Source organism: Arenimonas alkanexedens, from assembly GCF_054781355.1.
Map to the genome: position 1 here is coordinate 1 of NZ_BAAGUO010000004.1, position 19,762 is coordinate 19,762.

Below are 19,762 nucleotides of genomic sequence, written 5' to 3' on the forward strand. Positions count from 1 at the left end.
AGCGCGTGCCGACCTGTTCGACTACCTGGAGCGGTTCCACAATCCGCGAATGCGTCGTAGAGTTGCCCGGCGTGATCGGGAGTTTCAGACCTTAATCAAACCGTCCGCGGAAACGGGGTAGAACCCAACCGGTGTCCCTGCGCCTGAAAGGCGACGGTTCTACGTGCCGCTGCTGGCCAAGTACTTCCTCGGTGTCGGGCTCGCTACGGGCTGGATGTGCCTGAGTGTTTGGCTCTCGTTGCCCTGGCTGCGCGAGCTGGGCAGCGTGTTCGGCATGCCGCTGGCGCTTCTTTCGATCGCCTTCATTGCCTATGTGCCGGGCTTCATGAATGCGTTCCTGATCGGTTCGATCCTCAGTGATCGCCGGCCAAGCCGGGCGTCGCTGCAAAGGCATCCACCGATTTGCGTATTGGTTGCCTGCTACAACGAGGAGCAGAACGTCGCCGATACGCTCCTGAGCCTGTCCCTGCAAAGCTATTTCGGGCCGATGGAAGTCGTGGTGATTGACGATGGCTCCACCGACGACACGCTGGCCATTGCGCGTCGCGAATCAGAACGGCTTTCCGCTGGCGAATTCAGCATCCGTGTGCTGACCATGCCCCAGAACGGCGGCAAGGCGCGTGCGCTCAATCACGGGCTGGCCCAGACCCGTCAGCGCTTGGTGATCACCGTGGATGGTGATTCGTACCTGCGCCCCGACGCCGTCGCAAAGCTGGTCGAGAGATTCCTGGCCGACCCGCCCAATACGGTGGCGGTTGCTGGCGCCGTGCTGGTGCGTAACTCCCGCAAGAATTGGCTTACCCGCGCCCAGGAATGGGACTACTTCCACGGCATCGCCGCGGTAAAGCGGATGCAAAGCATGTACCACGGTACGCTGGTCGCGCAGGGCGCATTCTCGCTCTACACCCGCGAAGCGCTGGAGCAAGTGGGCGGCTGGCCGGAGTGCGTCGGCGAGGACATCGTGGTGTCCTGGGCACTGCTCGAGACCGGAGCGCGGATTGGTTACTGCGAAGACGCCTGCCTTTTCACCAAAGTGCCCGACCGGCTGGTGCAGTTCTCGCGCCAGCGCCAGCGCTGGTCGCGTGGCCTCATGGAGGCCTTCGCCCGCCACGGGCGGCTGCTTTTCAAGCCGCGCATGAGCACGCTTTTCATCTGGTGGAATCTGTTGTTCGTACCGATGGACCTGGTCTATACGCTGGTCTTTATCCCCGGCGTGATCGCGGCGTTTTTCGGCTACTTCTGGATCGCCGGCCTGATGACGCTGCTGGTGCTGCCGCTGGCGGCGCTGTGGAATATCATCATCTTCAGGGTTCAGCAGCGAATGTTCAAAGATCAAGAAATGCAGGTGCGCCGAAACATAGCGGGCTTCATCTTCTACACCTTGGGTTACACGATGATCCTGCAGCCGGTCTGCGTGATGGGCTACGCCTCCGAACTCCTGCGCCTGCGCAAGACATGGGGTACCAAATGAGGTCGCTGCTTCACGGTCTGGGTATGGTCTTCGCGGCCGCACTGGCCCTGCCGGCCCTCGCTGAGCCTGGCCCGGCGCTGCGGCCCGAACTGTTCGCATCGTCTGATTCGGACGGCAACCGCGGCCTGCGCACTGCCTTGGGCTGGGACGTGCAGCGCCAAGACATCGAGCATTGGTGGGGTTTCAAGGCTGAGCGCGCCCGGTTTTCCGGCGAAGGCTGGCGCGAGGCAGACGAGCGGCTGTTCGTTCGCGCCGCAGGTAGCCAGGGTCATTGGCGCTGGAAAGCTGAGGCCGGCACGGACGGCGATGACCTGTTGGGCAGCGCGAGCCTGTACAGCGACGAGGCTCGGCGGAAAGAGTTCTTCGTCGAGCGCGACGTCTTGGAGACCCGCGAAGGCCTGCGGCTGGGCCGGGTGCATACGTTTGCCGGCGCGGCCCTGGACTGGCCGATCACGGACCGCTGGAGCGCCAGCGGCTTGGCGGGGCTGCAGGACTTTGGCGATGACAACCTGCGCCGGCACCTGCGCGCGAACCTCGTCTACGCCCTGGTCCCGGAGCTGGGCCTGAGCCTGCAGCTGCGTCTGCGGCAGTTCAACGACAGCGACCCGCGCGAGCTCGACTACTTCGCCCCTGGCCGGTACTCGCAGGCGCTGGGCGTCGTGTCGCTGCGGCGCTTCGTGGGCGGCTACCAGTGGCGCGTGACGGCCGGGGCCGGGCGGCAGTCCTTCACGGGCGCGGCCTCCCAGGCTTCACGCCTGGTGGAGCTGGACTTCCAGACGCCCCAGAACCGGGGTCACTACCTGCGCGCCAGCGCCGGTTTCTCGGATGCTCCCGCCAACAGCGGTACGGGCGGGGATGGGTACAACTATCGCTACGTTCGGCTCGAGGCGGTCTGGAGCCTCTGACCGGGGCGGCGGCCAAAGAAAAAGGCCGGCTTTTGGGGCCGGCCTTTTGCTTTTGAATCGAGTGGTCGGGGAGACAGGATTTGAACCTGCGACTTCTACGTCCCGAACGTAGCGCTCTACCAGGCTGAGCTACACCCCGAGGGATCCGAGCCCGGCATTCTAGTGGTTAAGGGAGGAGCCGGCAAGCCCACGCTTGAGCCTTGTTCCCGGGGGCGGCTGTGGGCCGCGCCAGCCGCTAGAATATGGCATCACTCTGGAGTTGCCCGCCTTGATCAAGCCCCGTACCACGCCCGGGGTCATGGAGCTGCTGCCCCGTGACCAGATCGCCTTCCAGCGCATGCTCGACGTCATTCGCCGCAACTACGAGCGTTTTGGCTTCCTGCCGGTGGAAACGCCGGTCTTCGAACTGTCCGAGGTGCTGCTGACCAAGACCGGCGGTGAGACCGAGCGGCAGGTCTACTTCGTGCAGTCCACGGGCGCGCTTCAGAACGCGTCCGAAAGCGGCGGCGGCCAGCCCGAGCTGGCCCTGCGTTTCGACCTCACCGTGCCGCTGGCGCGCTACGTCGCCGAGCACGAGCACGACCTGGCCTTCCCGTTCCGGCGCTACCAGATCCAGCGCGTCTACCGCGGCGAACGCGCCCAGCGCGGCCGCTTCCGCGAGTTCTACCAGTGCGACATCGACGTCATCGGCAAGGACGCGCTCAGCGTGCGCCACGACGCCGAGATGCCGGCGGTGATCCACGCGGTGTTCTCCGAGCTCGAGGTCGGGCCGTTCACCATCCAGCTCAACAACCGCAAGCTGCTGCGCGGCTTCTTCGAAGGCGTGGGCATCGCCGACGGCGAGCGCCAGGCGCTGGTGCTGCGCGAGATCGACAAGCTCGACAAGCGTGGCGCCGAGGCCGTGCGCGCCACCCTGGTCGGCGACGACTTCGGTCTGGCCGCCGACGTGGCCGACCGCATCATGAGCTTCGTGCAGTCGCGTTCAAGCTCGCATGCCGACGCACTGGCCAAGTTGGCCGCGCTCGGCGACGGCAACCCGACCCTGGTCGAGGGCGTTGCCGAGCTGCGCGAGGTGGTCGAGCTGCTCAAGTCCTACGGCGTGCCGGAGAAGAACTACGCGATCAACTTCTCGATCGCCCGCGGGCTCGACTACTACACCGGCACGGTCTACGAGACCACGCTGGACGAACACCCGCAGATCGGTTCGGTCTGCTCGGGCGGCCGCTACGAAAACCTGGCCAGCCACTACACCAAGTCGAAGCTCCCCGGCGTCGGCATTTCCATCGGCGCCACCCGTCTGTTCTGGCAGCTGCGCGAAGCGGGCATCGTGTCCACCGCCGAAAGCTCGGTGCAGGCCCTGGTCGGCCTGATGGACGATGCCCGCCTGCCGGACTCGCTCGACATTGCCCGCCGCCTGCGCGCCGCCGGCATCAACGCCGAGGTGCAGCTGGAGGGCAAGAAGCTCGCCAAGCAGTTCCAGTACGCCGATCGTGCTGGTATCCGCTTCGTGCTGCTCTACGGTGAGGACGAGGCCGCGCGCAACGTAGTCAAGGTCAAGGACATGGTGTCCCAGGACCAGTACGAACTGGGTCGCGAGGAATTGGCGGCCGTACTCAAGGTCGAACTCGAACAGCAGCGCGCCATGGGGATCCGCTGACATGAAGCCCATCACCCTCGACGGCAGCAGCCTCAACCGCGCCCAGTTGGCCGAGATCGCGCTGGGCGCGCCGGTGCGGCTGGACCCGGCGCAGATGCCGGCCGTTCAGCGCGCCGCTGACTTCCTCGCCGAGCAGGTTCGTCGTCAGGAGCCCATCTACGGCGTCTCCACCGGCTTCGGCAGCAACGCCGACAAGCTGCTCGGCGCGCACCGCCTTCGCAGGGGCCTGCCGGGAGCGTCGGACTCGTCCGACAGCGTGCTCGAGGAGCTGCAGCACAATCTGATCATCACCCACGCGGTGTGCGTCGGCGAGCCGTTCGCGGCCGACGTGGTGCGGGCGATGATGGCGATTCGCATCAATACGCTGATGCGCGGTCACTCCGGCATCCGCGCCTCGGTGCTCGAAGCCATGGCGGCGCTGCTCAATGCCGGCGTGGTGCCGGTGGTGCCGCGCAAGGGCTCGGTCGGCGCCAGTGGCGACCTGGCGCCTTTGTCGCATCTGGCCATCGTGCTGCTGGGCGGCGGCGAAGCCTTCTACGGCGGCGAGCGCGTGTCCGGCGCCGAAGCCCTGCGCCGCGCTGGCCTGACTCCGGTGAAGCTGTCGCACAAGGAAGGCCTGGCCCTGAACAACGGCACCGCCCAGATGCTGGCCACCGCCGTGCTGGCGATCGAGCGGCTGGAAGAACTGCTGGACACCGCCGACCTGGCCGCGGCGATGACCCTGGATGCCTTCGCCGGCCGCCTGGGCGCCTTCGATCCCCATGTGCACGCCCTGCGGCCGCATCCCGGCCAGGTGCAGGTGGCCGCGAATCTTCGCGACCTGCTCAAGGGTTCGAGCCTGTCGAACATCGCGTATCACCTGGTGCCGCGTTTCGAGCAGTGGCAGCCGGAAAGCTGGGCCACCGCGGACCAGCAGGCGCTGGGCTTCGACATTGGCTGGGACTGGGTGCCGTTCAGCCAGCGCCACGGCCGCGAGCGCTTCTACCAGCGCTTCCGTCCCTTCCGTGGCGGCAAGAAGCACCAGCCGCAGGACAGCTATTCGCTGCGCTGCATCCCGCAGGTGCATGGCGCCGTGCGCGATGCGCTGGAACAGGCCAAGCGCGTGGTCGACGTCGAGCTCAATGCCGTCACCGACAACCCGCTGCTGTTCCCTGACCTCGCCGACGCCCGCGAGATCGAAGACCAGGTGGTCTCCGCCGGCCACTTCCACGGCATGCCGCTGGCGCTGGCGATGAGCTACCTCAAGGCCGCGATTCCTGTGCTCGCCTCCATCTCCGAGCGCCGCTTGAACAAGCTCGTCGACCCGGCCACCAACGACGGCCTGCCGCCGTTCCTGATCGGCAACGAGGACGGCACCGAAAGCGGCTTCATGATCGTGCAGTACACCGCCGCTGCCTTGGTGAACGACCTTTGCAGTCGCGCGCACCCGGCCAGCGTGTACTCGATCCCGACCAGCGCCAACGCCGAGGACCATGTGTCCATGGGCGCGAACGAAGGTCGCCATGTGCTGGAAATGACGACCGACCTGGCCCAGGTCTTGGGCCTGGAGCTGTACACCGCGGCACAGGCGCTGGACTACCGCCGCGACATGATCAACGCCGCCCGCCAGCTGGCCCGCGAGGCCGACGCCGAAGCGCTGGCGGCCAAGGTGCAGGGCGCACCGCTGCCCGGCCATCCGGACCGGCCGGCCTTCCTGGCCGAGGTCGAGGCGCTGCGCGCTGAACTGGCCGCGGCGGGGGAGTTCCAGCCCGGCCGCGCGGTGCAGGCGGCCTGGGCCGCGCTGCGCGAAACGATTCCCTTCATGGGTCGCGACCGCGCCATGGATGGTGATGTCGCCAGCGCCGTGCGGCTGGTCGAGGAAGGCCTGTTGCTGTCGGCGGCGCGCGCCGCGCAAGACTGACCGGGCCGCTCAGTCGGCGTCTTCGGCGGCGTGCACGCAGTTTCGGCCGCGGTTTTTGGCGGTGTAAAGCGCGTCGTCGGCCTTGTGCAGCACTTCGTCGGCGCCCATCCCGCTGCCCGGGCGCAGCAGGAATACGCCAATGCTGGCGCTGATACGGATGCTGTTGCCGGCGTAGCGCACCGGCTCGCCGCAGATCTTCAGCCTTAGCTGTTCGGCTACCTGCACCAGGCGGTCGGCCTGGATGTCGGGCAGGGAGACCACGAACTCTTCGCCGCCAAAACGGGCCAGCAGGGCGCCGTGCTCCAGCAGGTTGGCCCGCAGGCATCGGCCCAGCCAGCGCAGGCATTCGTCGCCGGCCAAATGCCCGTAGGTGTCGTTGACGTCCTTGAAGTGATCAAGATCCATCAGCAGCACGCCCACCGAATGCCGGTGTTCGTTGGCCTGCTGCATCTGCTGCTCGAACATCTCGCGGAAGTGGCGCCGGTTGAACAGGCCCGTCAGCGCGTCGCGCCGGTTGGATTCGCGCAGGCGCTGGTTGGCTTCCGCCAGCTGTTCAAGCGCGGTGCTGAGCTCGGAGGTGCGGCGGGCAACATGGCGCTCGAGCTGCTCGTTTTGCTCTCGCACCAGCCGCTCGTTTTCGTTGCGCAGGCGGGCGTAGCGGTAGGCCAGCGCGAACGACAGCAGGATCATTTCCAGTGCTGAACCGATCTGGATGGCGTATTCGGTGAAGAAATTCTTGTCCAGTACGCCAAACGACACGGCGGCGTACAGCGCCGTGCCCAGCAGCAGGAAGGCCCAGGCGAGCAGGAACACCTTCGCCGGGGCATAGCCGCGTCGAATCGAGGTAATCGCGACGTAAAGGATGAACACGGCGCCGGGGAAGACCGCCAGCGTCATTGGCCTCACCACGGTGCGGTACTCGAGCACGAACGAGGCCAGGCCCATCAGGACGAAGAAGCCGATCAGCGCGAGCGACACCTTGTTGGCGGTCGGCTGCCGCGTCTCGAGTTCGAGGAAGACGCGGCAGAATTGGTGCATGGCGATTTGCGATATGGCCATGGACAGCGGGATGGCGAGATTGGCGAACCAGGGCGAGCCCGGCCATAGATACTCGAAGGCGAGCCCGTTGAGGCAGAACATGACCAGTCCAAAGCCGCTGACGTGGCACATGTACCAGAAGTGGCTGGGATCCTTGAGCGACGCCCAGAGCACCAGGTTGTAACAGAGCAGCGCGACCAGGATGCCGTAGAACAGTCCGATGCCGAACTGGGAATCGCGCTCGAGCTCGGCAAAGGCGGTCGGGGTGTAGATCGCCAGCGGTACCTGCATCGAGCTGCGGCTGGACACGCGGACCAGCAACTCCACCTTGGTGCGATGCGGCAGGCTGACCCACACATTCGGATGGCGGTAGCGGATGCTGCGGGCGCTGAAGGGCAGGCTGTCGCCCGACGCCATGTGCTCGACCCGGCCATCGGGATAGCGCAGGTAGATGTCCACGTTGTCGAGCAAGGGGTAGTGCAGGGCCAACAGCCAGCGCGGCTCGGTCTGGTTGTGGTTGAAAAGTTCGCCATGGAACCAATAGGCGCCCTGAGTGAAACCAAAGGCAGCGCTGTCACCGGGCAACGGCTCGAACTCTGCGCGCGCGGCGCGCGAGAACATCGTGGCGGCGTCGGCGCGACCGCCCGGGTCGACCAGGTAGCTCAGGTGGGGTGTCAGGACCAGGCGTTCACTGCCGGCCTCGAGCACGGCGGGGCCGACCGCGGCATGGGCGGCGGCACTGATCAACAGCAAAAGGCTCAGCAACAGTGCAATGAGTCGGTTGCGCGGCACGTTGGTCTCCCCCCGGGACGGCTCCATTATGCGCGGGGCAGGCAGGCTGCGTTCCTGAAATTTTCCTTGCTTTTGTAATAACACGCTATTACATTAGCGCCATGAAGCGCCGCGACCCCGCCAATCCACCCCTCAAGCCCGATCTCCAGGGCTTGCTCCAAGCCCTGCAGAGCCTGCGTGATCCGGCCGAGCTGCGGGCGTTCCTGGAAGATCTGTGCACGCCGTCAGAGCTAGAGGCCATGGCCGACCGCTGGGGCGTGGTGCCGCATCTGGTCGCTGACGTCCCGTATCGGGAGATCCACGACCGCACCGGCGTCAGCGTCACCACCATCGGCCGCGTCGCCCGCTGCCTGGACCTGGGCGCGGGTGGCTACCGGCTTGCCGCCGAACGCCTGGGCCACCGCGCCGAAAGCGCTTCGCACTAAATCCCACTATTTCCTTACCCGGAGGGCGTCATGAGGACGCACGACCGTTTACGCATTGCCATCCAGAAATCGGGCCGTCTGTCCGATCCCGCCCGCGACCTCCTGGCTCGCGCCGGGCTGTCGTTCCGGGAAAGCCGCGACCGGCTGTTCTGCTATGGCGAATCCCTGCCCATCGACCTGCTGCTGGTCCGCGACGACGACATTCCCGGCCTGATCGCCGAGGGTGCCTGCGACCTGGGCGTGGTGGGTGGCAACGTGCTTGAAGAGCAGGCCTGCGAGCGCCTGGCCGACGGCCGCGGCGAAGCCTTCCGGCCGATCCGCGAGCTGGGTTTCGGCCGCTGCCGGCTGTCGGTGGCCGTTCCCAACGACTGGGAATGGACCGGTCCGGACCGGCTGGCCGGCCTGCGCATCGCCACCAGCTACCCGCAGCTGATGGCGCGCTGGCTGCGCGAGCAGGGCGTGGAAGCAACCCCGGTGATGCTGTCGGGCTCGGTGGAGATCGCCCCGCGCCTGGGCAAGGCCGAAGCCATTTGCGACATCGTTTCCACCGGCGGCACGCTGATGGCGAACCAGCTCAAGGAAGTGGCGGTGATCCTGGAAAGCCAGGCCCTGCTGGTCGCGCCTTCGCAGCCCTTCGATGACGAACGCTCGGAGCTGGCGGCGATGCTGCTGCGCCGCCTTGACGCGGTGATGAGCGTACGTGCGAGCAAACTGGTGCTGTTTCAGGCCCACCGCGACCAGGTTGCCGAACTGGTCAAGCTGCTGCCCGACGCCGAAACGCCGACGGTGATGGCGATCGAAGGCCAGCGCGACCAGGTCGCCCTGCAGGCGCTCTGCCGCAGCGCGATGACCTGGCAGCGGCTTGAAGACATGAAGCGTGCCGGCGCCTCCGGTCTGTTGGTCCTTCCCGTGGAGCAGATGCTGGCATGAAGCGGATCGAATGGAGCCGGCTCGACGCCGCCGCACGGCGAGAGTGCCTGGCGCGTCCCGGCGGCGGCGATCAGTCGGCGATCGAGGCAGCCGTGCGTCGCGTGTTCGAACAGGTGTGCGCCGACGGCGATGACGCGCTGCGCGCGCTGACCCGTCGCTTCGACAACGTCGAGCTCGCGGCCTTCGAAGTCAGTGTTGACGAGATGGCCGTCGCCATTGCCAGCGTGCCCGCCTCGCTGCGCGCGGCCCTGGCCGAGGCGCGCGAGCGTCTGTTGACCTGGCACCGCGCCGGCATGGCGGCGGAGTTCGAGATCGACACCGCGCCGGGCGTGCGCTGTGGCCGGATACTGCGCGCGATCCCACGCGTTGGACTTTATGTTCCGGCCGGCAGCGCGCCGCTGGTGTCCACCGCGCTGATGCTGGGCGTACCGGCGACGCTGGCGGGCTGCGACGAAGTCGTGCTGTGCACGCCGCCGCGGGCCGACGGCAGCGCCGACCCGGCGGTGCTGTTCGCGGCCCAGTTGTGCGGGGTGCGCCGGGTCTTCAAGCTCGGTGGCGCTCAGGCCATCGCCGCCATGGCGTTTGGCACGGCCAGCGTGCCGCGCTGCGACAAGCTCTTCGGGCCGGGCAACCGCTATGTCACCGCGGCCAAGCAACTGGCGGCGATGACGGCCGGCGGTCCCGCCATCGACATGCCCGCGGGTCCGTCCGAAGTGCTGGTGATCGCCGATGCCGGCGCGCCGCCGGTGCACGTCGCGGCCGACTTGCTGTCGCAGGCCGAGCACGGCCCGGACTCGCAGGTGATCCTGCTTACCGATTCCGAAGCGCTGATCACCGCCGTCGAGACCGAGGTCGCACGCCAGCTGGCCGAACTGCCGCGCGCCGCGATCGCTACCCAGGCGCTCGAGTTCGCGCGCCTGGTGAAGGTGGATGCGTTGGACGAGGCGTTCGCGATCAGCAACGACTACGCTCCCGAACACCTGATCCTGGCGCTGCGCGATCCGCGCGCCTGGCTCGATCAGGTCAGCTGTGCCGGCTCGATCTTCCTGGGCGATTTCGCGCCCGAGGGCTTGGGCGACTACTGCTCCGGCACCAACCACGTGCTGCCCACCAATGGCGCCGCGCGCGCCTGGAGCGGCGTTAGCGTGGCCAGCTTCCAGAAATCGATCAGCGTGCAGGAAGTCAGCCGCGCCGGACTCGCGGCCATCGGCCCTTGCGCCGTCGAGATCGCCCGTGCGGAGGGCCTTGAGGCCCACGCCCAATCGGTGCTTCGGCGCCTGGAGACCCGTCTGTGAGCGCCATCCTGGAACTGGTTCGTGACGACCTGCGTGACTTCGCGGGCTACAGCTCGGCCCGCCGCGCTGGCCTTAGCGGCTCGGTGTGGTTGAACGCCAACGAAAGTGCCTGGCGCAACCCCGCTGATGCCAGCCTGGGTGCGAATCGCTATCCCGATCCCCAGCCAGCCGCACTGCGTGAGCGCCTGGCTGCGATCTACGGCGTGCGCGCCGACCAGGTGCTGGTGGGGCGCGGCAGCGATGAGGCCATTGACCTGCTGGTGCGCGCACTTTGCGTTCCGGGGCGCGACGCGGTGGTGGTATCGCCGCCGGTGTTCGGCATGTACGCGGTCAGCGCCCGTTTGCAGGGTGCGCCGCTGGTGCAGGTGCCGCTGCGTGACGGCGAGGCCGGCTTCAGTGCCGACCTCGACGCCATGGCGGATGCCGCGGTGTCCGCCGGCGCGAAGCTGGTTTTCGTTTGCTCGCCCGCGAACCCGACCGGTCAGGCGATTCCGCCCGCCGACCTGCTGGCGCTGGCGCGCCGCCTTGCCGGGCGCTGCCTGGTGGTGGTGGACGAGGCCTACGGTGAATACTCCGACCAGGCCTCGGTGGCCGGCTATATCAATGAGCAGCCCAATCTCGCCGTGCTGCGCACCCTGTCCAAGGCGCACGCCCTGGCGGCGGCGCGCATCGGCTGTCTGCTGGCTGCGCCCGAGCTCGTGACCGTGCTTCGCAACTGCCAGGCCCCGTATCCGCTGCCGTCGCCCTGTGTGCAGCTGGCCCTGGCCGGCCTGTCCGAGCCGGCACTGGTCCAGACCGCCAGCCGGGTGATCACCGTGCGCGCCGAGCGCGAGCGCCTGCTGCACGAACTGCCGGGCCTGCCCGGCGTGCGGCGCGTCTATGGCTCGCAGGGCAACTACATCCTGGTGCGCTTCGAGGACGCCGAGGCGACGTTCGCGCGGCTGCTGGCGGCGGGCGTGGTGGTGCGCGACATGCGCAGCTCGCCCCAGCTGGGCGATGCGCTTCGCATCAGCATCGGCACTCCCGACGAGAACGACGCCTTGCTCCAGGCGCTGCAGGCGGGGAGGGTGGCGGCATGAGTGGCCAACGTATCCTGTTCGTAGATCGCGATGGCACGATCATCGAAGAGCCCGCTGATTTCCAGATCGACGCCTACGAGAAAATCCGCTTCGTTGAAGGCGTCATCCCGGCGATGCTGGTGCTGCGCGATGCCGGCTTCGAGTTCGTACTGGTCACCAACCAGGACGGGCTGGGCACCGACAGCTTCCCGCGCGAGAGCTTCGACGGCCCGCACGCGCTGATGCTTCAGATCCTGGCCTCGCAGGGCATCCACTTCCGCGAGCAGCTGATTGACGAAAGCTTCGAGCACGAGAACAAGCCCACCCGCAAGCCGGGGCTGGGCCTGGTGATGCACTACCTGCGCGATCGCAGCATTGATCTGGCCAATTCGGCGGTGATCGGCGACCGCGACACGGACCTTCAGCTGGCCACCAACCTCGGCTGCCGCGGCTTCAAGCTCAAGCCCGGACCGGACACCTGGGCCTCGATCGCGCATGCGCTGGCCGATGCGCCGCGGGTGGCGCAGGTGGAGCGGGTGACCAAGGAAACCCGGGTCCGGGTCGACATCGACCTCGACCGCAGCGCTGATCCGGTAGTCGCGACCGGGCTGGGCTTCTTCGACCATATGCTCGAACAGTTGGGCAAGCACGGCGGTTTCGCACTGCAGCTCAGCTGCAGCGGCGACCTGCACATCGACGAGCACCACACCGTCGAGGACAGCGCGCTGGCGCTGGGCCAGGCGCTTAAGCAGGCGCTGGCCGACAAGCGCGGCATTGCCCGCTACGGTGACTCGTCCGGGCAGGGCGCGATCACCCTGCCGATGGACGAAACCCTGGCGCGGGCCGCGGTGGATTTCTCCGGCCGGCCCTACTTCGTGTTCGAAGGCAGCTTCCCGCGCGCGGACGTGGGTGGCCTGGCTACCGAGCTGGTGCCGCACTTCTTCCGGTCGCTGTGCGAAACCGCGGGCCTGAACCTGCATCTTTCCGTCCAGGGCGAGAACACCCACCACATGGTCGAAGCCTGCTTCAAGGCCACGGCGCGGGCGCTGCGCCAGGCCATCCGTCGCCAGGGGCGCGAGCTGCCGACCACCAAGGGCGCACTGTGAGAGTCGTGCTGGTCGACTCCGGCGGCGCCAACATTGGCTCCGTGCGCTATGCGCTCGAACGCCTGGGCGTGGAGGCAGCCATGACGGCGGATGCCGACATCATCCGCAGCGCCGATCGCGTGATCCTGCCGGGCGTTGGCGCCGCCGCGCCCGCGATGGCGCGGCTCAATCAGCTAGGCCTGGTGCCGGTGCTGCGCGAGCTGCAGCAGCCGCTGCTCGGCATTTGCTTGGGCATGCAGCTGTTGTTCGATGGCTCGGAAGAAGGCGACGTGGACTGCCTGGGCCTGATTCCCGGACGCGTGCGACGCATGCCTGCATCGGCCGGCGTGCGGGTTCCGCACATGGGCTGGAATCGACTGCATCCGACGCGCGCCGACCTGCTGCTGGACGGCGTCGCCGACGGCGCCCAGGCCTATTTCGTGCACAGTTTCGCCGCGCCGGTCACCGACGATTGCCTCGCCAGCTGCGTGCATGGGCAGCCCTTTGCCGCCATGGTGCGGCGCGGCAATGTCGCCGGTGCCCAGTTCCATCCCGAACGTTCGGGTGCCGTTGGCGCCCGTTTGCTACAGAATTTCCTGCAGGGCCCGCCGGCATGAGTGACTTCGTTCTCTATCCCGCCATTGACGTGCGCGAGGGCCGGGTGGTGCGACTGCGCCAGGGCGACTACGCGCAGGAAACCCGCTATGTCGACGAGCCGCTGGCCTTGGCCGCACGCTATGCCGACGCGGGCGCGCGCTGGCTGCATCTGGTCGACCTGGACGCGGCACGTGCCGGCGGATACACGCTGGCCCCGCTGCTCGGTGAGCTCAAGGCCAAGACCCGGCTCAAGGTGCAGACCGGCGGCGGCGTGCGCAGCGAGGCGGATGTCGAGGCACTATTGGCGGCAGGTGCCGACCGGGTCGTGATCGGCTCGCTGGCCGTGCGCGAGCCGGGGCGCGTGGCGTCCTGGGTGTCGCGCTACGGCGCTGACCGGATCACGGTCGCGCTCGACACCCGTCGCAATGCCGAAGGCCGCTGGCGGCTGCCGGTACACGGCTGGACCGAAGAGGGCGGCCGCGAACTCGACGTTTTGGCGGCCGCTTACGACGAGGTCGGCCTTCGCCATTTGCTGTGCACCGACATCAGCCGCGACGGCATGCTCAGCGGTCCGAACTTCGATCTCTATCGCTACCTGTGTGAACGCTTCCCGCGCCTGCGGGTGCAGGCCTCGGGCGGCGTTGCGGGCGCCGAGGACGTGGCCACGGCGCGCGCCAGCGGCTGCGGCGGCATCGTGCTGGGCAAGGCCCTGCTGGACGGACGCTTCACCCTGGCCGACGTGATCGCGGAGCAGACCCCATGCTGAGCCGTCGTCTGATCCCCTGCCTGGACGTCAAGGATGGCCTGGTCGTGAAGGGCGTACGCTTTCGCGACCACGTGGTGATGGGCGCGATCGAGGATCTGGCCCTGCGCTATCGCGACGAGGGCGCCGACGAGCTGGTCTTCTACGACATCACCGCCAGCCCGCAGGGCCGCGGCGTGGACCGGGCCTGGGTCGAGCGCGTCGCCCGCATCATCGACATTCCGTTCTGCGTGGCCGGCGGCATCCGCTCGGTGGCGCAGGCGCGCGAGGTGCTGTTGGCCGGCGCCGATAAAATTTCAGTCAACACGCCGGCGCTTGAGCGTCCGGCATTGGTCGACGAACTGGCGGCTGAATTCGGCGTGCAGTGCGTAGTGGTGGGCATCGACAGCCTGCGCGACGCCGACGGCGAGTGGCGCGTCCGCGCCTACACCGGCGACCCGGACCAGACCCGCGCACTGCCGCGCCGCACCCTGGACTGGGTGGCTGAAGTGCAGCAGCGCGGTGCCGGTGAGATCGTGCTCAACTGCATGGGTTCAGACGGCGTTCGCACCGGCTATGACCTCGAACAGCTGCGCGCGGTGCGGGCGATCTGCAGCGTGCCGCTGGTCGCGTCGGGCGGTGCCGGTTCAGCGCGCCACTTCGCCGAGGTCTTCCTCGATGCCGATGCCGATGCCGCCCTGGCGGCCAGCGTCTTTCATTCCGGCAGCGTCCGGATCCCCGAACTCAAGAACGCCCTGCGTGCGCAGGGCATCGAGGTGCGCGATGTCGCCTGAGCAGATACAGGCCTTGGCCTGGGACAAACAGGGCGGCCTGCTGCCCGCCATCGTGCAGGACGCCGGCACCGGCCGCGTGCTGATGCTCGGCTACATGAACCAGGCCGCGCTTGAGGCGACGCTTGAAACCGGCCGCGTCACCTTCTTCAGCCGCAGCAAGCAGCGGCTCTGGATGAAGGGCGAGTCCAGCGGCGATGTGCTGGACCTGGTGCGGCTTGAAACTGACTGCGATGCGGACACCCTGCTGGTGCAGGCGCGGCCGCGCGGACCGACGTGCCACCTGGGCCGTGAGAGCTGCTTCCCCGCGGCGCCCGGCGACTTCCTGGCGGAGCTTGATGCGCTGGTGCAAACGCGCGAAAGCGAGCGTCCGGCCGGCAGTTATACGACCTCGCTGTTCGAAGGCGGCGTGCGGCGTATTGCCCAGAAGGTGGGCGAGGAGGGCGTTGAAACCGCGCTGGCCGCGGTGGTCCAGGACGACACGGCCCTGCTGGGCGAAGCGGCCGACCTCATCTTCCACCTCACCGTGCTGCTGCGCGCGCGCGGTCTGGGGCTGGATGCGGTGCGCGCGGTCCTGAGCGAGCGACACGCCAGCAAACGCTGAGCCGCGGCGGCGGGTAATAATGCGGTCCTCGCCGGAGGACCCCATGACTGCCATCGCCCGCGCCTTGCTATGCCTCGCCCTGCTGGCCCCCGCGGCCGCACAGGCGCTGGCGCCTCCCTGCAACGGCGGCCGGGTCTTCGATGACCGCGATGGCGACGGCCGGTTTTCGCGCGGCGACCGGCTGCTGCCCGACGTGCTGGTGTCCGACGGACTGCGTCTGGTCCGCAGCGACGCCGAGGGCCGGTATTCGCTGCCGGTCGAGGACGGGCGCACGGTGTTCGTGGTCAAGCCGGCGGGCTATGTCTTTCCGCTCGGCGAAGACGGCCTGCCGGTGTTCTGGCGCCACCAGCAGTCGCAGCCCGGTCCGGTCCTGAAGTTCGGCGGCATTCCTGCCGGCTATGTCGGCTGCCGCGACTTTGCACTGCGCCGCAGCGCCACCCGTCGTGGTCCGCTCGACGTGCTGGTATTCGCCGATCCGCAGACCAAGACCCGGGCCCAGGTCGACTTCTACGAGCGGGACATCATTGCGCCGCTGCTGGCCCGCGCCGGTGACCGGCCCGCGGCGGCGCTCGGGCTGACCCTGGGCGATGTCACCAACGACGACCTGGCGCTGTACCCGGCCTTGAAGGCAGCCACCGCCAGACTGCGCACGCCCTGGCTGCACGCCGCCGGTAACCACGACCTGGACTTTGATGCCGCCACCGACGACGACTCGCTGCGCAGCTTCCGGCAGGCTTTCGGTCCCGACACCTTTGCTTGGGAAGAGGTGCAGGCGAGCTTCATCGTCCTCGACGACGTGATCTACCTTCCCGACCAGTCGCCGGCCTACGTCGGCGGGCTGCGCGAAGACCAGTTCACCTGGCTGGCGGCCTACCTGGCGACGCTGCCGCGCGATCGGCGGCTGGTGATTGCCGCGCACATTCCCTTCTTCGACGAGCCGGGCCGCGAGACATTCCGGCGCGCCGACCGCGAGCGCCTTTTCCATCTGCTGGCCGGCTTCGAGAAGGTCCTGCTGCTTACCGGGCACGGCCACGTGCAGCGCCACCATTACCACGGCGCCGCCGAGGGCTGGCAGGGCGCGGCGCCGCTGCACGAGTACAACGTGGGCGCTGCCTGCGGCGGCTATTGGGGCGGCGCTGCCGATGGCGAGGGCCTGCCGGATGCACGCATGTCCGACGGCACGCCCAACGGTTACGCGAGGCTGCGGATTGATCGCCGCGGCGACTACGCGCTTCATTGGCAGGTGGCCCGGGGCGGCGACGAGGCGATGTCCCTGCACGCGCCGAAGGTGCTGCGCCGCGGGCACTGGCCGGGCGTAGGGCTGTTCGCCAACGTCTACATGGGCCAGGCCGACAGTCGCGTCGACGTGCGCATTGGTGACGGTGACTGGCAGCCGATGCGACGAGTGGATGCCCCCGACCCGGCGCTGGTGGTAGAAAACGTGCTGGACGATCTCGCCGCCGAGCTGCGCGGCCACGACCGCCTTCCGGAGGCCGAGGTCTCGACCCATTTGTGGCGATTCAATCTGCCCACCCACCTGGCGCCCGGCGAACACCGATACGAAGTGCGTGCCTTCGATCGCTGGCGCGGCGAGCTCAGGGCTTCAGGCGTCTATCGCCTGGTTGAAGTCGCGGACTAGGCGCGACGGTCTTGCTGTTTTCCGGCCCGGCGTCGTCGGCCTGGAAGGGATAGGGCAGGGCCGCGCCCGGGACGAAGGAGGCCTGCCAGGCGGCCAGGCGTGCACCGATGCGCTCACCGCGACGAATCTGGGGGCGGGAGGGCGGCAGGTCTTCGGCCAGCTCGCGCGCTTCAATCGCCGCACTTGCCTGCACGAAGGCGGCCTCGAAGTCGGCGGTGGCGTTCAATCCCTCGACCAGCCAGGCGCGCCCGAAGAAGGTGGCCACCGAATCGTTGCCGCAGCCGAACGAGGGCCGGTCGCGGTGCGCGGCCATCAACAGCAGGGTGTCGGGACCGCGAAGCGCTTTGGCAAAGCCACCGGCGTAGCAAGCCGAAATCACCAGCACGCGATGGCGGATGCCGGCGGCGTCGAGCGTCGCGCGAAGTTGCATCGGCGTCAGCAGGGCGTCGTCCCGGTCCTCGCGTCGCAGCAGCAGTTCGTGGGTTTCCGTGCCATGGGTCGTGAAGTAGGCCAGCAGCAGATCTTCCTCTGAATCCATGCGCGCCGCGATGCCGTCCAGGGCCTGCCGCAAGGTGTGGGCGTTGGCCTGCGGCAGCGGGCGGTCGGGTGGGCGCGTGGGATGATTGGCCAGCACGATCACGCGGTCGGCGGCGTCGAGCCGCTGCCCGGCGAGGTCGCGCAGATACTGCACTTCGTTTCGAAAGACCTGCTCGCTGCCGTCGCCGGCGAAGCCCAGCACGAACAGGTCAGGGTGTCCCGGGCGCTGCGGCGCCAGTCTGTCCAGCTCGGCCACGAGCAGCGGGTCGGGTGCGGGCGGCGCAGGCGCCGGTTTATCGAAGGTCTTTGCGAAGGCCGTGTCCGCGCCGGTCGCCGTCGCCAGCGGCAACACGGCCAGCAGCGCGACGGCGAGCCAGCCCCGCCAGCGCGGACGGCGACGAATCAACCGGCCTCCGGCGAGATCCCGGCGAAGCTCTCGACCCGGCGATGACCGCCGGCGGCCGCGCCGAGGCGCGGTTGGGGATAGTCCTCGCCGCGATCGACGAGGATCGTATCCATCCCGGCTTCGCGCGCGGCATCGAGTTCCTCGACCACGTCCGACAGGAACAGTATCTCCGAGGCCGGCACGCCCAGGCTGGCGACGATGCGGCGATAGCTGGCGTCTTCGCGCTTGCCGCCCACCTCGGTGTCGAACCAGTGCGAGAACAGCGGCTTCAGGTCGCCTGCTTCGCTATTGCCGAAGAACAGTTTCTGCGCCGGCACCGATCCCGATGAATAAACATTGAGCGCATGGCCCGCCGCATGCCAGCGCGCCAGCGCCTCGGCGGCATCGGGGTAGATGTGCGCGCGGAAATCGGCGCGACCGTAGCCGTCCTGCCACACCATGCCCTGCAGCGCCTTGAGCGCGGTGTGCTTGCGATCGGCATCTATCCAGCCCTGCAGGGTCTCGACCACCACTTCGTCCTGGCAGGCGCCACCGATCTCGGTGGCGACGGTGTCGAGCCAGCGCCGAACCTCAGGTTCACGACCCCGTGCGGCCACGAAGCCCGGCAAGGCCCGTCGCGCGTAGGGAAACAGCACGTCCTTCACAAACGAGATGCTGCTGGTGGTGCCTTCGATGTCGGTCAGGATGGTTTTCATTTCACCCCGCCTGCCCAGGCTCGTAGCGCGGGAAGCGCTGGGCGATGTCGGTGCCGGTGAAATGGCCGACCCAGCCGTTGGGCTCGGTGAAGAAACGGATGGCGACGAAGCTGGGCTCCGGACCCATGTCGAACCAGTGCGTGGTGCCGTCGGGCACACCGACCAGATCGCCCTGTTCGCAGCGGATCTCGTAAACCTTCTCGGCCACGTGCAGGGTGAACAGGCCGGAGCCGGCGACGAAGAAGCGCACCTCGTCCTCCTTGTGAAAGTGTTCTTCCAGGAACTTGGCGCGCATCGCCTCGCGGTTCGGGTTGTCCGGCGCAATCGACACCACGTCCACGGTCTTGAAGCCGTTCTCGACCACCAGCCGGTCGATGTCGACCCGGTAGGCGGCCATGACCTCTTCGGGCGTGGCGCCCGGCTGCACCGCCTGCGTGGCCTGCCACTGTTCGAAGCGAACGCCGATGTCGCGCAGGCGCGCGGCGATCGTAGCCAGGTCTTCAGTGGCTGACAGCGGCGTGGACGGATCGGCTTCAGCGAATATGCGGAGGCGGCTCATGCGTTCAGTCTCCTCAGGTCGAGCTCGCAGGAAAACAGGAATTCGAAGGCCTCCAGATGGCGGCGGGCTTCGGCCATGGTGCGGCCCCAGGCGTAAAGGCCATGTCCATCAATCAGGTAGCCCCAGAGCGGCTGGCGATCGAGCAGGTCTTCGACCTGGGCGGCGAGGGCAGGCATGTCCTGGGTGTTGGCGAGCACTGGCACGTCAATCGCCATCTCATGGGTGTGGTTGCCGTGGAAGGCCTTGAGCAGCTCATAGCCCGCCAGCGGCACGTGGCCCTGAGCGGCATACAGGCGCGAGGCGACCGTCTGCACGTGGGAATGCGTGTGCAGCACGCAGCCGATTTCCGGATAGCGGGCGTAAAGCTGGGTGTGAAGCAAGGTTTCGGCAGACGGCCGGTGCGGGGTGGCGACCGGCTGGCCGGCGAAATCAACCACCATAATGTCCTCGGCCAAAAGCCGGCCTTTGTCGCGGCCTGAAACCGTGATGGCGGCATGCCGATCGTCCATGCGCATCGAAAAATTGCTGCTCGTCGCCGGGGTCCAGCCCAGGGCCGACAATTCACGGGTATTGGCGACGATCTCGTTGACGCAGGTGGTCAGGCGGGCGGGGTCGAAAGGTGTGTTTTCCATGCCC

19 protein-coding genes, 1 tRNA gene and 1 pseudogene are annotated in these 19,762 nt (G+C 67.9%); 15 read left to right on the forward strand and 6 right to left on the reverse strand.

All coding sequences use genetic code 11. From position 1 onward, the window contains the following. From ACYVGY_RS09725 to ACYVGY_RS09735, 3 genes and pseudogenes are all read left to right on the forward strand, one after another. Positions 1-121 (forward strand): annotated as a pseudogene (locus ACYVGY_RS09725) (IS3 family transposase); the annotation flags it as partial. A 42-nt stretch (positions 122-163) separates the two neighbouring features. Beyond that, a complete protein-coding gene (locus ACYVGY_RS09730) occupies positions 164-1,471 on the forward strand; it encodes a glycosyltransferase family 2 protein (RefSeq protein ID WP_460457298.1) in 1,308 nt (435 codons plus the stop codon). Beyond that, complete coding sequence (locus ACYVGY_RS09735) at positions 1,468-2,376, forward strand: hypothetical protein (protein WP_460457299.1); 909 nt, start codon at positions 1,468-1,470, stop codon at positions 2,374-2,376. Before ACYVGY_RS09730 ends, ACYVGY_RS09735 begins: the two co-directional genes overlap by 4 nt. A gap of 62 nt (positions 2,377-2,438) precedes the next feature. Here ACYVGY_RS09735 and ACYVGY_RS09740 read toward each other — a convergent pair. Beyond that, positions 2,439-2,515: transfer RNA gene (locus tag ACYVGY_RS09740), tRNA-Pro, on the reverse strand. Between the two features lie 129 nt (positions 2,516-2,644). Here ACYVGY_RS09740 and hisS point away from each other — a divergent pair. After that, the gene (gene hisS, locus ACYVGY_RS09745) at positions 2,645-4,033 is read left to right on the forward strand and encodes a histidine--tRNA ligase (protein WP_460457300.1); all 1,389 of its coding nucleotides are present in this window, start codon (positions 2,645-2,647) and stop codon (positions 4,031-4,033) included. 1 nt (position 4,034) lies between these two features. Next, complete coding sequence (locus ACYVGY_RS09750) at positions 4,035-5,933, forward strand: HAL/PAL/TAL family ammonia-lyase (protein ID WP_460457301.1); 1,899 nt, start codon at positions 4,035-4,037, stop codon at positions 5,931-5,933. A 9-nt stretch (positions 5,934-5,942) separates the two neighbouring features. Here the strand turns inward: ACYVGY_RS09750 and ACYVGY_RS09755 are convergent, their stop codons facing one another. Beyond that, positions 5,943-7,763 carry a sensor domain-containing diguanylate cyclase gene (locus tag ACYVGY_RS09755; RefSeq protein ID WP_460457302.1) on the reverse strand — a complete coding sequence of 607 codons (1,821 nt, stop codon included), beginning with the start codon at positions 7,761-7,763 and terminating at the stop codon, positions 5,943-5,945. A 101-nt stretch (positions 7,764-7,864) separates the two neighbouring features. Here ACYVGY_RS09755 and ACYVGY_RS09760 point away from each other — a divergent pair, with 101 nt between their 5' ends. The 10 genes from ACYVGY_RS09760 to ACYVGY_RS09805 are packed head-to-tail and all read left to right on the forward strand — an operon-like array spanning position 7,865 to position 16,929. Then, a complete protein-coding gene (locus tag ACYVGY_RS09760) occupies positions 7,865-8,188 on the forward strand; it encodes a YerC/YecD family TrpR-related protein (RefSeq protein WP_460457303.1) in 324 nt (107 codons plus the stop codon). A 30-nt stretch (positions 8,189-8,218) separates the two neighbouring features. Then, the gene (hisG, locus tag ACYVGY_RS09765) at positions 8,219-9,118 is read left to right on the forward strand and encodes an ATP phosphoribosyltransferase (RefSeq protein ID WP_460457304.1); all 900 of its coding nucleotides are present in this window, start codon (positions 8,219-8,221) and stop codon (positions 9,116-9,118) included. Next, entirely contained in the window at positions 9,115-10,413 is a 1,299-nt protein-coding gene (gene hisD / locus ACYVGY_RS09770) for a histidinol dehydrogenase (protein ID WP_460457305.1), read from the forward strand. Before hisG ends, hisD begins: the two co-directional genes overlap by 4 nt. Then, positions 10,410-11,492: a histidinol-phosphate transaminase gene (gene hisC / locus ACYVGY_RS09775; protein ID WP_460457306.1), complete on the forward strand. Its 1,083-nt coding sequence runs from the start codon at positions 10,410-10,412 to the stop codon at positions 11,490-11,492. Before hisD ends, hisC begins: the two co-directional genes overlap by 4 nt. Next, positions 11,489-12,577 carry a bifunctional histidinol-phosphatase/imidazoleglycerol-phosphate dehydratase HisB gene (gene hisB, locus ACYVGY_RS09780; protein WP_460457307.1) on the forward strand — a complete coding sequence of 363 codons (1,089 nt, stop codon included), beginning with the start codon at positions 11,489-11,491 and terminating at the stop codon, positions 12,575-12,577. The genes hisC and hisB overlap by 4 nt, the downstream gene beginning before the upstream one ends. Further along, on the forward strand, positions 12,574-13,173 hold the full coding sequence (gene hisH, locus ACYVGY_RS09785; RefSeq protein ID WP_460457308.1) for an imidazole glycerol phosphate synthase subunit HisH: 600 nt from the start codon (positions 12,574-12,576) through the stop codon (positions 13,171-13,173). The genes hisB and hisH overlap by 4 nt, the downstream gene beginning before the upstream one ends. Beyond that, complete coding sequence (gene hisA / locus ACYVGY_RS09790; protein WP_460457309.1) at positions 13,170-13,919, forward strand: 1-(5-phosphoribosyl)-5-[(5-phosphoribosylamino)methylideneamino]imidazole-4-carboxamide isomerase; 750 nt, start codon at positions 13,170-13,172, stop codon at positions 13,917-13,919. Before hisH ends, hisA begins: the two co-directional genes overlap by 4 nt. Then, on the forward strand, positions 13,913-14,689 hold the full coding sequence (gene hisF / locus ACYVGY_RS09795) for an imidazole glycerol phosphate synthase subunit HisF (protein WP_460457310.1): 777 nt from the start codon (positions 13,913-13,915) through the stop codon (positions 14,687-14,689). The genes hisA and hisF overlap by 7 nt, the downstream gene beginning before the upstream one ends. Then, the gene (hisIE, locus tag ACYVGY_RS09800; protein ID WP_460457311.1) at positions 14,679-15,290 is read left to right on the forward strand and encodes a bifunctional phosphoribosyl-AMP cyclohydrolase/phosphoribosyl-ATP diphosphatase HisIE; all 612 of its coding nucleotides are present in this window, start codon (positions 14,679-14,681) and stop codon (positions 15,288-15,290) included. The genes hisF and hisIE overlap by 11 nt, the downstream gene beginning before the upstream one ends. A gap of 43 nt (positions 15,291-15,333) precedes the next feature. Further along, positions 15,334-16,929: a calcineurin-like phosphoesterase C-terminal domain-containing protein gene (locus ACYVGY_RS09805; protein WP_460457312.1), complete on the forward strand. Its 1,596-nt coding sequence runs from the start codon at positions 15,334-15,336 to the stop codon at positions 16,927-16,929. Here ACYVGY_RS09805 and ACYVGY_RS09810 read toward each other — a convergent pair. The 4 genes from ACYVGY_RS09810 to ACYVGY_RS09825 are packed head-to-tail and all read right to left on the reverse strand — an operon-like array spanning position 16,886 to position 19,758. After that, entirely contained in the window at positions 16,886-17,872 is a 987-nt protein-coding gene (locus ACYVGY_RS09810) for a C13 family peptidase (protein ID WP_460457313.1), read from the reverse strand. The two genes, ACYVGY_RS09805 and ACYVGY_RS09810, sit on opposite strands and share 44 nt — an antisense overlap. Then, positions 17,869-18,567: an acireductone synthase gene (gene mtnC / locus ACYVGY_RS09815; RefSeq protein WP_460457314.1), complete on the reverse strand. Its 699-nt coding sequence runs from the start codon at positions 18,565-18,567 to the stop codon at positions 17,869-17,871. The genes ACYVGY_RS09810 and mtnC overlap by 4 nt, the downstream gene beginning before the upstream one ends. A gap of 1 nt (position 18,568) precedes the next feature. Further along, positions 18,569-19,126: a 1,2-dihydroxy-3-keto-5-methylthiopentene dioxygenase gene (locus ACYVGY_RS09820; protein ID WP_460457315.1), complete on the reverse strand. Its 558-nt coding sequence runs from the start codon at positions 19,124-19,126 to the stop codon at positions 18,569-18,571. Further along, the gene (locus tag ACYVGY_RS09825) at positions 19,123-19,758 is read right to left on the reverse strand and encodes a methylthioribulose 1-phosphate dehydratase (protein WP_460457316.1); all 636 of its coding nucleotides are present in this window, start codon (positions 19,756-19,758) and stop codon (positions 19,123-19,125) included. Before ACYVGY_RS09825 ends, ACYVGY_RS09820 begins: the two co-directional genes overlap by 4 nt. Positions 19,759-19,762: the final 4 nt, after the last annotated feature.